The sequence below is a fragment of the Lysinibacillus sphaericus genome, assembly GCF_002982115.1.
GTDB lineage: Bacteria > Bacillota > Bacilli > Bacillales_A > Planococcaceae > Lysinibacillus > Lysinibacillus sphaericus.
On the sequence record NZ_CP019980.1, the window covers coordinates 2,657,455 to 2,670,968 of the forward strand.

13 protein-coding genes are annotated in these 13,514 nt (G+C 36.5%); 1 reads left to right on the plus strand and 12 read right to left on the minus strand.

Annotation, left to right across the window (positions count from 1 at the left end; genetic code table 11):
* Nucleotides 1-90: 90 nt before the first annotated feature.
* Nucleotides 91-1,860 carry a glycerophosphoryl diester phosphodiesterase membrane domain-containing protein gene (locus LS41612_RS13500; protein ID WP_024363635.1) on the minus strand — a complete coding sequence of 590 codons (1,770 nt, stop codon included), beginning with the start codon at nucleotides 1,858-1,860 and terminating at the stop codon, nucleotides 91-93.
* Between the two features lie 325 nt (nucleotides 1,861-2,185).
* Between LS41612_RS13500 and LS41612_RS13505 the strand changes: the two genes are divergently transcribed.
* Nucleotides 2,186-2,395, plus strand: coding sequence for a hypothetical protein (locus LS41612_RS13505; protein ID WP_024363634.1), 210 nt, complete (start codon nucleotides 2,186-2,188; stop codon nucleotides 2,393-2,395).
* Between the two features lie 27 nt (nucleotides 2,396-2,422).
* Here the strand turns inward: LS41612_RS13505 and LS41612_RS13510 are convergent, their stop codons facing one another.
* The 11 genes from LS41612_RS13510 to LS41612_RS13560 form a co-directional block, all read right to left on the minus strand.
* The gene (locus tag LS41612_RS13510) at nucleotides 2,423-4,006 is read right to left on the minus strand and encodes an amidohydrolase (RefSeq protein ID WP_024363633.1); all 1,584 of its coding nucleotides are present in this window, start codon (nucleotides 4,004-4,006) and stop codon (nucleotides 2,423-2,425) included.
* A gap of 13 nt (nucleotides 4,007-4,019) precedes the next feature.
* Entirely contained in the window at nucleotides 4,020-4,571 is a 552-nt protein-coding gene (locus tag LS41612_RS13515; protein ID WP_024363632.1) for a biotin transporter BioY, read from the minus strand.
* Nucleotides 4,572-4,707: 136 nt separating this feature from the next.
* Complete coding sequence (locus LS41612_RS13520) at nucleotides 4,708-5,376, minus strand: TIGR04104 family putative zinc finger protein (RefSeq protein WP_024363631.1); 669 nt, start codon at nucleotides 5,374-5,376, stop codon at nucleotides 4,708-4,710.
* Nucleotides 5,363-5,878, minus strand: coding sequence for a sigma-70 family RNA polymerase sigma factor (locus LS41612_RS13525; protein ID WP_024363630.1), 516 nt, complete (start codon nucleotides 5,876-5,878; stop codon nucleotides 5,363-5,365). The genes LS41612_RS13520 and LS41612_RS13525 overlap by 14 nt, the downstream gene beginning before the upstream one ends.
* 320 nt (nucleotides 5,879-6,198) lie before the next feature.
* Nucleotides 6,199-7,647: a tetratricopeptide repeat-containing diguanylate cyclase gene (locus LS41612_RS13530; RefSeq protein WP_024363629.1), complete on the minus strand. Its 1,449-nt coding sequence runs from the start codon at nucleotides 7,645-7,647 to the stop codon at nucleotides 6,199-6,201.
* Between the two features lie 304 nt (nucleotides 7,648-7,951).
* Nucleotides 7,952-8,194, minus strand: a complete 243-nt coding sequence (locus LS41612_RS13535) for a hypothetical protein (RefSeq protein ID WP_227665434.1) — start codon at nucleotides 8,192-8,194, stop codon at nucleotides 7,952-7,954.
* Nucleotides 8,184-9,248, minus strand: coding sequence for a LolA family protein (locus LS41612_RS13540; protein WP_024363627.1), 1,065 nt, complete (start codon nucleotides 9,246-9,248; stop codon nucleotides 8,184-8,186). Before LS41612_RS13540 ends, LS41612_RS13535 begins: the two co-directional genes overlap by 11 nt.
* Entirely contained in the window at nucleotides 9,245-10,693 is a 1,449-nt protein-coding gene (locus LS41612_RS13545) for a sensor histidine kinase (RefSeq protein WP_024363626.1), read from the minus strand. The genes LS41612_RS13540 and LS41612_RS13545 overlap by 4 nt, the downstream gene beginning before the upstream one ends.
* Nucleotides 10,690-11,388 (minus strand): response regulator transcription factor, encoded by a 699-nt coding sequence (locus LS41612_RS13550; protein WP_024363625.1) that lies wholly within the window; start codon nucleotides 11,386-11,388, stop codon nucleotides 10,690-10,692. The genes LS41612_RS13545 and LS41612_RS13550 overlap by 4 nt, the downstream gene beginning before the upstream one ends.
* A gap of 160 nt (nucleotides 11,389-11,548) precedes the next feature.
* The gene (locus LS41612_RS13555; RefSeq protein WP_024363624.1) at nucleotides 11,549-12,565 is read right to left on the minus strand and encodes an inorganic phosphate transporter; all 1,017 of its coding nucleotides are present in this window, start codon (nucleotides 12,563-12,565) and stop codon (nucleotides 11,549-11,551) included.
* 15 nt (nucleotides 12,566-12,580) lie between these two features.
* Nucleotides 12,581-13,201, minus strand: coding sequence for a DUF47 domain-containing protein (locus LS41612_RS13560; RefSeq protein WP_025219331.1), 621 nt, complete (start codon nucleotides 13,199-13,201; stop codon nucleotides 12,581-12,583).
* Nucleotides 13,202-13,514 lie beyond the last annotated feature (313 nt).

Sequence of the window (13,514 nt, forward strand, 5' to 3'; positions counted from 1 at the left end):
GAAGTAGTCGATTGTAAAAGGAAATGGTTACATTATTACCATATTATTTTCAAAAAAATTTCAAAAGAGAATAATTGCCACTTCACAGAGCTAAAAGATGAATGATAATCGATTTAGGACGCGTTGTAGAAAGTATTGCTGTTCACTTTGTTTTGCTCTTATCTCTAACGCTATATCTGGATGATCTGTAATTACGCCCGAAACGTTTTTCTCAATAAATTCCTGTAAAGAACGATCCTTATTTAAAGTCCAGATAAACAAATCTAGATGTTGAGCATTGAGTTCTGCAATTAAGCTCTCGTCCACCCACGATGCTTCTAACGCAATGAAATCTACAGTTAAATGATCCATCGGTCCAATATTCAGCGCATAAACAATTCCTACACGCAAATGAGGTGTTATATTTTTAAGTTGTGTCATCAATTGCGCATCTGAGGACTGTACATAGTACGTATCAAGCACTTTATAGGCGCGTAACTTTTCTACTAATCGAGGCAATAGGTCTTCTCTTTCTTTCCCATGTACTTTTAACTCAATTAATAATGTAACATCTAGCGCCTTGGCAATTTCGATAAAATCATCCAATGAAGAAATTTTATCGCTCATCCCATTCTCATAAATTGTAATGGTTTTTAATTCACTTAGCGTCATATTGGCAATAACCCCATTTTTCCCTGCTAGACGCCTTAATGTACGATCATGAAAGACCACAAATTCTCCATCTACTGTTTGCTGAATATCTAGTTCAATTAAGTCTGCACCTGCACTCGCTGCACTAACAAGCCCGCTAATTGTATTTTCCACATTGCCTGCTGTATAACCACGATGTGCAATAATTTTAGTATCTGGTGCGTACACACTTTTCTCTAACGAAAAAATATTGATTATGCTTAAAATTGAAAAAATAACACAAAGCACTAATGGCAAAGGAAAATAGCGTTTGTTTTGATAAGCGTTTCTTTTTAGAGCCAAAACACACGTATTATACGTAATGGCAACCATGACTTGTGAAAACATAGCTTGCAACAGACTAAACAACACAATAAAGGCCATTTCAAGAAATGCCAAAGTAAATCCTGCTGTTAACAGCGCTGTGCTTGGCATAAATCGTTCCAGGAAAAATAGTGGTAGTATACCGACTACTGTTACAACGATTAAAAGTAATAAATGAATCGTTAAAACCATTGCCAATAATACAAGTAGTTTAAACAAGCCCCGTCTTGAAAAACGCCAACTTTGGAGAAATGATTGCCTTAGTGAAATTTTTGGCTGTATTGTAAAAATAGGCAATGTCAACATACTCCTTATTCCAACCATCACTAAGATACTAGCAACAGCAGCATACAGTATTCTACCTGTAGGTGTACCCATTATTTCATTTGTCATAAAGTGTGGAATAGCTATCCCCTGTGTTAGCCAAAGAGGGAGTACAAATGAAGCTAATGGCAATAAAAGAGCTATATAGACAATTAAATAAAGAACTTGTAAGCTATAAAAATAAGGAAGTTTTCGATTTAGTTGTTGCCACATTGTCAAAAACCGATAACGAGTACCCCTTTGCTGATTAAAAGCCATTATAAACAGAAAACCCATCTCATAGTAAATAAAGAGCAATACGACCATTACTAAAAGGATCATCATCGCTATGACAAAGGGGTGCATTAAAAAACTTTGTAAATTTTGTTCCGTTATATGCGTGTAGCCCGTTACATTAAGCATTACATTAAAAACGAGTGTTGACACCGGTATTGCTAGTGAAAATTGAAATACACGAATCATAACGAAAACCCGTATATAGTCGATACGATACGTATAAATGTTATAGATGGCTTGTCGCATAATTTGACGAGCTTTTTGCATTCCCTCACCCCAGTTTCGTACTATCCCATTCCCTGATTGACAATTTGCTATCCGTTTTAAGTTATTTCTTCTTACTAACGTATGATAGATATTGTAATTCAATTTACTCTCAACATAGAAAATGTTATCCATTACGGCTGTATGGAATGGCACCCAGACTTTTCATGCGACTTGTAAGCGCATTTAAACATCTGCGGCATTTTATTTATGCCTTTATTTGAGGCAATTGTCATATTTGTATGCAATGTTCGTTAAAAAATTGAAACTTTTTACTTGCCCATCCAGTAAATACAGATAGCAAATAAAATTAGGAGGGGAAATCCAGTTGCAACTACATATTGGGGACATCATTAGTACTATTTTTATTCTTCTCATTTTTCTTGCTATGTTTTTCGTTATGATAAAAATGATTAAAAATGTAAAGTCTACAGCCGTCCTTCCTTCTCGAGACACACTACAACAACATGTGGATGAACTGACAACACGTGTCCGAGATTTGGAGGAACAAGTGCACAATTTATCAAAAAGACAATAGGAGAAACATCAAAAAATCGTTGTGTGGCTATGCCTCACAACGATTTTTTGTCTGTTCATAAACGATACGACCATCGACAACTGTATATGCAACTTGAATATGTGGGATTTTTTCAATATCAACTGTAAAAATATCATCGTCGAACACGGTAAAATCAGCACTAAATCCTTCTTTTATCTTACCTCGCCTATGCTCCTGACCGATGATTTCAGCAGACCCAACTGTATACAAACGCACCGCTTCAAAGCGCGAAATTTTCTCCTGAGGACCAAAGCCTTCATGACTCTCTCCAAAATTTCGTCTTGCCACGGCAGCATAAATTCCGTATAACGGATTTGGCACTTCAATGGGTGCATCACTACCTCCTGCTACAATCAGCCCTCTATCTAAAAGAGATTTTAGTGGATGTAGACCTTGTGAACGTTTCTCACCTAATTTTACTATTTCAGCTAAATATTCGCCTTGTACAAACTGTGGTTGCATATCTACGGCTATCGGTAATGCTGCCAACTTGTCTAAAATCGCTTCATCAACTAGGCTACAATGAATTAAACGATCTAATTGCCCCTCAAGAGGTGGATATGCCGCGAAAACATTTAGTATTGTCTCAATGGCTAAATCTCCGATTGCGTGCACAGCTACTGTTTGTCCATAGCGCCGTGCAAGTTGCACATATTGCTCTAATTGGGCTATCGAATGTACAAGTATGCCATAATTATCTGGATCATCACAATAAGGCTCACGCAGTGCAGCAGTATGGCCACCAAAAGCACCATCGACGAATATTTTCATAGCACCAAATTCCACATACGGCGTTGATTGTTCCTTTAACAACGCAACTTCCTCAAAAACGGAATGGTGCTGTAATAAATGCACTTTAAAAGATTTTTCGGCATCCACAATTTTACGAAAAGCTTGAATTGGTTGACTCGGTGGCCCAAAGTAGCTTAAATCTTCTGAATGCCCTCCAACTAAACCATAAGATTGAAGAGATGCAACAGATTTTTGAAGCGCTTCCTCTATATATGCAGGCGTATAATAAGGCATGTTGTTAACAATCAAGTACAATGCTGTATCTTTTAAAACTCCTGTTAATTGACCTTGTTTTTTTTCAATAATGCCACCTTCTGGAGAAGGTGATTCATTAGTAATCCCTGCAAATGCAAGTGCTTTAGAATTAGCTAAAATTAAATGATGGCAGCTTCGTTTAATAATTAAATGGGCTTCACCAAGTGCGTCAAGCTCTGACAAAGTTGGAAAAATGGGCTCTGTATACGCTGTTTCATTCATACCAATGGCAACAACCCATTGCTCTGCAGAAACGCCTTCCATACGCGCACCAATGATATGGAGCAGCTCATCCTTACTAGTTACGTTTGAAACATCTATATGCAGTAACTTCTCTCCATAGCCAATAATATGTAAATGGCTATCGACAAATCCTGGGTACATAACGTTCCCTTGCAAATGCTGGATAGTAGTTGCCTGTGGTAATAGGGTATCTACCGTTCCTACTGCCACAATTTTTCCGTCCTTCTCAAGAACAGCTTCAACTGTTTCACCAGCTCGTTCCATCGTATAAATTGTTCCACCTGTCCAAAGCGTTGCCATCCTTTATAACCCCCTATGCTACTGCTTCAATTAAATGTGCACTTACTAAGCGTCGACGTACAACAACACCAAGCCATGCAGCAAGTACTGCTTTCAGAACACCCACAATAATAAATGGTGCGGCTCCTCCCATAAATGCTGCAGTCCATGTTAAATCACCAACAATTTTTAACCATACTGTACCGAATGCCAATGTTACAACCATGCCGATAATATTGGCAATCATTGCTTGTACATAAGTAATACCAAATTTATCTAAGTATAACCCCATTAAAACAGCCGCTGCAAGGAAGCCTACAATATATCCGCCTGTTGGACCTATGATAATACCATATCCCCCTGACATACCACTAAATACAGGTATTCCTGCTGTGCCAAGTAAAATATATACAAGTACAGATAGTGTACCAAGCTTTGTACCTAATATTGTCACAACTAAGCCTACTGCTAAAGTTTGTCCTGTAATTGGAATCAATGGTAGCGGTATCGTAACCTGTGCAAGAACTGCGATAATAGCCGCTCCGAATGCCGCTAACACATAATTATAAGTACTACTCTTCTTCAAACGAAAATCCCCCTTTAGTTAACCTATCTTTAAAATAGGTTAACCAAAAGATAAAGCAAATAAAAACAGTTGTCAATCGATTTTGACAAATTCATATAAAAAGAGACTTTTATATTTCGTATCGTCCTTTAAAAACTTACCACAAGGGTTCATTGCTAGGGTCATCTTCCTGTAGTTTTATGACAACAGGAATTAAAATATAAAGATAAATTGCTACACTTACAATATAAAAGCTAATACCCATTAAAAGATTACTAAAGAAATAATTGATAAAAACCATAAATGGTATAGGTAAATTAGTGAATGCGTTTAATTGTACCGACTTTTTTGTGCGGTAATGTACTTTTTTACAATGTGGACAAGACATTTGTCCATTTTTCCAATAATATTTTCGGACTAGCTTAGCCGTCCATACTTCTCCACACGCCAAACATACTGGCAAACCATATCCTTTTTTTAGCAATATACGCTTGATCCACAATGCGATAGTGACAAATAAACTTAAGAGCACTAGTCCTTTTATCCAATCATGTTCTAAAAGCATCCATAAGCTCCATCTATTTGTCTCTTGCTGTAAAGCCGCTCCTTGCATTGTCCTTGTAGGATGTTCCGTTTTTAGTGTGACAAGGACGCTAAAACCAATGGCAAGCAATGTAAATGTTGCTAACACAATACGATACTGCCGCTGGCTATTCTGTTTTTGTCTATTTCTACCCCTAGCTTTTTGTGCAATCTGTTGCTTTTTTTCAGCGGACAGCTTTACATGCTGTAGCTCATTTAACACGTTTTTTTTAAATTGATTCATAACGTAACACCTCCCAATCATCGTCACCAATTATTGATGCTAGTTGTTTTCTTGCCCGCTGTAACCTTGTTCGAATCGTTGCTTCTGGGCAACGAACTAGCTTGGCAATATCTACAGTGGTCATTTCCTCAAAATAATAGAGAATTAGTACTTCTCTGTATGGCACTGATAAAGTGAATAAAGCTGTTACTAGCTCCTGTTTAGTCGTTTTAGCGAGCAATTCTTTTTCCGGCGTAATGGTCGTTGCGCGTCCTATTATTTTCTCAAATAATGACAGCCGTTTGCTTTTCCAACTGCGTAAATAATCATGACTGCGATTGACTGTCATTTTGACCAAATATGTACGTAAAGAGGATTCTTGTCGAAACTGCTGTTGCTTTTGATAAAAGGCAATAAACACATCTTGAACTATGTCCTCTGCAGTTGCTTCATTCTTCACATATAGATAGGCAACCTTCAGTAGATAATCCCCGTGCTCTGCAATTATTTGTTCAATCTCCATTGCTGCCTCACCTTCTTTCTACACTACTGACGTTTACCAAAGACCTTCCGATTCACGATTGATAAAAAATTTTTTCTCTTGTTACTGACGTTAACTCTTGATTACTTACTGTTTAATTGGTTTGCAAGCAAATGGTAGCACGTAAAGCACACGGTACTACACTCAACTTTAGTTTTTATGTCAACAAAAAATCCGCTCGCTTTTTATGGACTTTACAAAACCTTACACCTCACCTACTAGTAAGGTATTACATTGTTTTGTCCTTTGAAAGGTCACGGATGTTTATACACGATTGAAAGCAGACTAGTAAACATTTTCCTTTATTTACTATTTCCCGCATCGTTATATTGGTTATAGAGTGTTATTTGGTTACGTCCATTCCGTTTTGATGTATAAAGTGCACTATCAGCATTATGGATTAATTGTTCGAGTTGCGTAATATAACCATGTTCATTCGTGCTTACACCTATACTAAATTCTAATTGCACGACAGCTTCATTGACTGTCAATGCCAGTGAAGTTAATGAATGATATAGATTTTGAGCTATTATAGAGATTGACTCCCCTTCTCTTAGATGAAGGAGAACAATAAATTCATCACCACCAAAACGTGCGACAATGGATTCGTACGGTTGAAAAAACTGCTGCAGTGTGGTCGCTGTAATGGATAATGCATCGTCACCAAATAAATGACCATTTGAATCATTGATTGATTTAAAATGATCTAAATCAATCATCAAAAGAGCAAGTAGCTTTTGATTGCTTGCTGCACTTTTCACCATTTCTTTCGCCTGTTCATCAAAATAACGTCGGTTATAAATATTTGTAAGCGGATCTATATAGGAAGTTCGCTCAAAGTGTTTTTTCTGATCGTTATACTCCATTTCGAATAGTACCTGAGTATAATTCTCCCTTTGTATTTCTAATAAAATATTAATATATTCCTTTTGTACAGCGCTTAAAATAATTTTATTCCCTTGTTCTTCAATAAGCTTAACTAATGAATTGTAAATTGTCTGTAACAAAGATAGATCATTATTTTGCAATGCATAATGCTTTGATTTTTGATACATATCAATTGCTTCACCAATACGACCCTGTTTTTCATATAGTAGTGCTTGCGCATTGAACACCTCTAATTGTGCCTTATTATAAGGAGGGTCTTTTATTGTCATCAATAATTCCTGTAAGAGCGTATTCGCTTCTTCAAATTCCTCCAGCCAAATATGGGCAATAGCTAAATTAGTCTTGGCATGTATAATACCCTTATAGGGGGAATCGTGCTTCAAATCAAATTCATTCGTATAGAATAAGCTTTTTAAGGCAAGTCGCTTTGCCTTTGCATATTTACCGAGTTCAATTTCTAAACCACTTAGATTGTTATAAATTTTCCCCATGCTTTCAATATGTTGAATACGCTCTGCAATTTCTAGCCCTTTCATTAAAAGCTCTTCGCATTTTTTTTGTTGTCCGAACGTTCCCCAATAAATGGAGGCAAGTGAATAATATTGAATGACGTCAATATCATTCCCATATAAAAAAGTCAGTTCGCGGTATTTTTCTAATAAATTGATGGATATTTGTAGATCGCCCACTTGATAATAGCTCATACAGCTATAGCGCAATAAATGCATTGCCTTATCATACAACGCTAGTGCATTGGCACTTTCAATAGCGGGACTGCTTAACTCAATATATTCTAAATAGCGATTTGCACTATATAATTCATTTAGGGTAATCCATAGTTCTTCAAATTCTTGTAAATCCATACCGCATCCTCCTTTTTCTTTTCCTACTCCCTTAATACTACATTCGCTTCTAAAATATTACAATTCTTTATCCTTATTTATTTTCCATCATATGAGTAATTTAACCTAATTTAGGAATTTAAAAAACAAGCCTCTTTAAAAGAGACTTGTTTTAATTTATATATTTTTAACATTTTCTATTTTTAGCTCTTTCTTAACTTAGTTAAATTTCATCGGACTCCTGCGTATGAAACGAAAGTGAACGCCCCTAACCATCCAATAAAAAGAGAAAATCCACTTCAAATAGTAGTGGATTTTCTCTTTTTTAGATAAATCGTTTAACGATCGTCTCATATATTGCCACTATGAGTATGCCACCGAGTAACGGAATAAGAGAACTAAAGCTAAAATAAAAACCTTCATTATTGTATTCACCTAGAAATTGAAATTGTAGCCATGGAACGCTATACGTTTCACCAACACCGTATAAAAACCCAGTAGCAAATAAAAATAATGCTATGCACTTTATAAAATTCGCCTTTTGCACACCGTTCACCTCACTGAACATTGGTCATTTCCTCGGCATATGCTAAAATTTCTTCTTTAGTAAATTCAGGATTTTCACTTATAATGTTATATTGGTAGCCATCTTCAGACCAAGAAATAACAAAAAGTTCTCCTAAATCCATGCATGTGCCTTTTTTGCCTCGTACTTGTATTTCTTCTTCATTCCCAAGATTACCAAATTCCTCATTACTAGCTTCTTTAAGAACTGAAACTGAAAATGCAGGTTGGTCATCTTTTTCAAATTCAAAAGAAAATTCTGGGCGCTCTTTCACTTTCATATCGACGATTGAGGATATGGACAAGCCATTTACCTCAGGTACCATTAAAAAGTTACCCAGTTGTTCCTTCACCTCTTCGATTGTTGCCGTTGATGTTTGATTTTGGGGATCTATTTTTTCTACCGTTGCATCTTTTGGAATATCAAAAGTAAACAACTTATCCTCCATTTTTTTATTAACATCGAGCTTAGAATATTCTTGCGTCGTCACATTGCCTGCGTTCGTCGTAATTGTTTTTAACGTCAACCACGTTTTTTTATCAATCCATACTTCAACATCACCTAATAATGTATTCTTTTTTTGTGCTTTCGCTGTAATATGATACGTATCTCGACCAGCAATTGATTCTTCTCCAGCAATGGTTATATCGTGAGAATCCTTTACTAAGTTTAATAATACTTGGGCGCTGTCTTTTGCCGATTGCCCCATAAAATCTCCTAATTCTCCATTTTCAAATGAAATAATCGTTGCCTTGTTTTCTTTTTTACTATAGGAAATAATTTGTTTACCGTCATTAACAGCAATAACATGATCGCCATCAACAGACATCTCAATCCGACGTTTGCCATCCTTCATCCATTCTTTTACGTTAGCGACTCCGGATTCATCTATATCCAAAGTATATTCTCCATAATAACTTGCTAGCTCTTGTGTTTCTTGTAATGATTGGTCTATAATCTCTTGCGGGGAATAAGATGTCTCTGAATTACAACCAACTAAACTCAATGTCATCAGCGTTATAAGTCCCCCAACTCGTATTGTTTGTTTCCAGTTCATTTGTCATTTTCTCCTTTGTAAGGCGGTAACCAACACAGTACTGCTGTGCCAACTCCACGCTTGGATACCATATTTATTGTTCCACCATGTTTTTCAATAATTTGTTTCGCTATGCTAAGGCCTAGCCCTGTGCCTCGTTGTCCGGTCTTTGTTCGGGCATGATCTGATTGGTACAATGGTTCAAATAATTGCTCGATTTCTTGTTCACCTACACCTGCTCCACTATTTTGCACAACTAAATATATGCCGCTTTTTTTTGTGAGCGCCTCGTTCACAAAATCAAAACCCCAATCGAGTTTTTGATTGCTGATAGCTGCTAAATAAATAGTCGTGCCTAAAGTGCCAAAATGAGTTGCATTACTCATCAGATTGTCAATTACACGTTGCATTTGTGAGGGATGAACAGCAAAGGTACCCTCTACATCACAAAACGTTTGCAATGATAGCCCTTTACTTTGACAAAGTGGTTCATAATCCGAGATTGCCATATCAAAAAATTCCTGTCCTTCTACTGGGACCAGTGTTACATCATAGGTTGTCGATTGAAGCAACGTGTACATAAGTAAATCTTCTAGCATTTGCTTCATATCCATTGCCTTTGTTAAAATCACTGCCCGATATTCTTCCTGCATATGCGCAGTGAGGGAAGCATTTTGTAGACTCTCTGCATATGCTTGAATTGCTGTTAAGGGTGTCTTTAAATCATGTGAAATACTTGCAATCATCAGTTCCTTCTGCTTTTGCTCATTTTTTAAATGGACACGTGCGACCTCAATTTCCCTTTGCATACTTAAAAAAGTATTTGTAAGCTCCCCGATTTCATCTTTTCTTGTAGCCATCACAGCGTCAACATGTTGTCCCTTCCCAAATGCATCCATTTGTTGCATTAATGCTTGTAACGGTCGATGTAATTTACGGTTAAGCAACAAAATGACTGCTGTATAAACGGCTAGAAATAACGTAATCGCGCTCGCTATCACGAGCCATGAACGCCTCTCTACACCTTGAACCCAGTCCTTTCTGATAAGTTGAATTTCATAAATGCCAACTAAATCGCCTTGTTGAAAAACGGGTTCCTTATATGTAAACGCATTGTATTTTTGCTGTAATACATATAAGTTTTTTAACACATTTTCTCTTGAAACAAATCCGGAGGTTAACGGATTAGATGAATAATAAACAAAGCCAGATTTTGCGTATAGCGTAATAGCTAGTTGATCACTCGTAAGTACTTTTACTTGTTGTATATCTGCATCTTTGGCATATAATGTTGGATCGTTCAGGACCGACTTGACATCGTTTAGTGTCGTCCATTTCTCAATATATTCTGCAAAGCTTTTATCATGGTAATAGGCATCGATCCATATATATAAGCCATACGCCCCGCCAATTGGCACAATCATCACAATAAAAAACATCATCAGTAGCCAAGATTTTATTTTCATAACGGTTCTCCTATGAAGCGATAGCCCTTGCCCCAAACTGTTTGAATATAATGTGGTGTTTTAACCGGATCCTGTAATTTTTCTCGTAATGCTTTAATATGCACAGTGACTGTATGTGTCTCGTCTACACTCGCTTGTTGCCAAATATGCTGATATAACTCTTCCTTTGAAAATAGTTGGCCTGGATTTTTAGCCAATAGCTTTAACAGGGCAAACTCTTTTTGAGTTAAGGCTAGTTCTTTGTTTTCCTGTGTTGCTAGTTCTTTATGCCAGTCAATTGCTAAGCCAAATGTAAATCTAGCGACATGTTCTGTCACTTCTATTTTCTTATAGCGTTGCCATCGACGTAAATGGGAGGCAACACGTGCCTTTAATTCTGCTAAGCTAAAAGGCTTTGCTAAATAATCATCAGCACCTTGTAAGCCTTCCACTTTATCAGCCTCGTCTTTACGGGCGCTCATCATTAAAATGGGCACATCACTTTCCCAACGAATATTTTGACAAACAGTAAGGCCATCCATTTCAGGTAGCATCCAATCGACTAATACTAAATCAAATGGTTGCGCTTGAAAGTCTGCTAGCCCTTCTAAACCTGTAGTTGCCCATGTGACGAAGTATCCCTCTTGCTCTAGTGTATCTTTGACGATACGACCTATTGCGTGATCATCCTCTATTAGTAATAGCTTTTCATTCATCGTTTTCCTCCTGTTACATAACCTTACTATGGATTGATGTATTTCTTCTGAACTTTATACTTTCTTTATAATTACCATAGATGGACTCACATGTATTAACAAGGGCAAATTCATAGCAAAGAAAAAAGAATGCACATAAGTTGTGCATTCCTTCACTATTTTAGAAAAATAAGCTTAAAATAAAGTAAATTGTAGCAGCCATCACGGCAGAGATTGGCATTGTAATTACCCAAGTCGTAACAATTTTACGTGCCATACCCCATTTCACACCTTTGACGCGATGTGCAGTACCTACGCCCATAATAGAAGAAGAGATTACGTGCGTTGTCGATACAGGTAAATGAATTAACGTCGCACCAAAGATGATCGAAGCAGATGCTAAGTCCGCTGCTACACCATTCACTGGGCGTATTTTCATAATTTTACCACCGACTGTTTTAATTATTTTATAACCACCAACCGATGTTCCGAGACCCATCGCACAGGCAGCTGCAAAACGAACCCAAAACGGAATATCGTCACCTTGGTGTAAACCACCTGCAATTAATGCAAGGGTGATAATCCCCATCGCCTTTTGCGCATCGTTCGTACCGTGTGTAAATGATTGCAATGCCGCTGTACCGATTTGCATCGTTCGGAAGCCTTTATTTGTTCGATATAAATTCATATCTTTAAAGATTACTTTAAACAGTGACATCATGAAAAAACCAGCTACAAACGCAAGTAATGGAGAGAAAATAAGCGCCTGAAGGATTTTAATAAAGCCTGTGTAATTTAGAATATCAAATCCTGCCGCAGCAATTGCCGCCCCTGCAACTGAACCAATTAAAGTATGGGACGAACTAGATGGTATCCCAAAATACCATGTTAATAAATTCCATGTAATAGCTGACAGTAAAGCTGCCAAAATAACCACTGACCCTGTAATATCACCGTCATACGTATTTAGTGTAAACGGGTCAACAATATCTTTCGTTAATGCTTTCGCAACTCCAACAAATGTAATAGCTCCGATAAAGTTCATTACCGCAGCCATGTACACAGCAGTACGTGGCTTTAGGGCACGCGTTGATACAGATGTTGCAATAGCATTGGCTGTATCATGGAAGCCGTTAATAAAGTCGAACACAAGTGCGAATATAACGACTAATATTGTTATCAGTAATATTGTATCCATTTAGTACACTCCATCTTACGCATTTCGCATAATTATTGTTTCGATTGTATTCGCTACTGTTTGACAACAATCTGCAATATCTTCAAATTGTTCGTAAATATCTTTGAATACGATAATGCGCATTGGATCTTTTTCTTGAATAAATAATTGCTTCATAGAAGAACGGAATATCTCATCACATTCACGCTCATAGTCTTTAATTTGAATGGCATGTTTACGCATTTCTACAAGCTTTTTACTATTTAGTAGCTCCATTGCTTGTACCATTTCATCTGTACTTTTAGCAATGTACGTTAGGAATTGACGCATCGGCTCTGTTACTTCTGTTAAGTTGTACATATTAAAATGGGCAATACAGCCTTCCATCCCGTCAATTACATCATCTAATTTATTTGCTAGCGCTAATATATCTTCTCGTTCAATAGGTGTCATAAATGATTTATTTAGCATAACAATTAGCTCATGAATCAGCTTATCACCGCTTGTTTCATATTGTTTCATTGTATCGGCGATCTCTTTTAATGCATCGATATCATGAATACGCGCGTTATGAGCGAAGTAAATACCTTCTTTCACATTTTGAGAAATTTTTAATAAAGCCTGAAAAAATGGATCTTGCTTACTTGAGTTGAACATTATGTTCCTCCTGTTGAATAAATATTGTCGATTTCTGCAACTATCATAACAAAATCTTTACATAATTCTACATAACTTTAAAGATAAATAAATTGAATTTACAATAATGTAATATTAAAATTGCCATATTTCATTCAAACATACGTAAACAAGTTACAAACGTTGGAAATCTTCTAATAAAAAGACGTTTTTTGCTGTTGAATGTAACGTTTTTTCTTTAATTTTTATAAAAATACTTGAAAAAAATTTTTTCTTATAATTTTACAATGTAAAGGAATTGTAAATTTTAAATCCACAAAATATACAAACACCA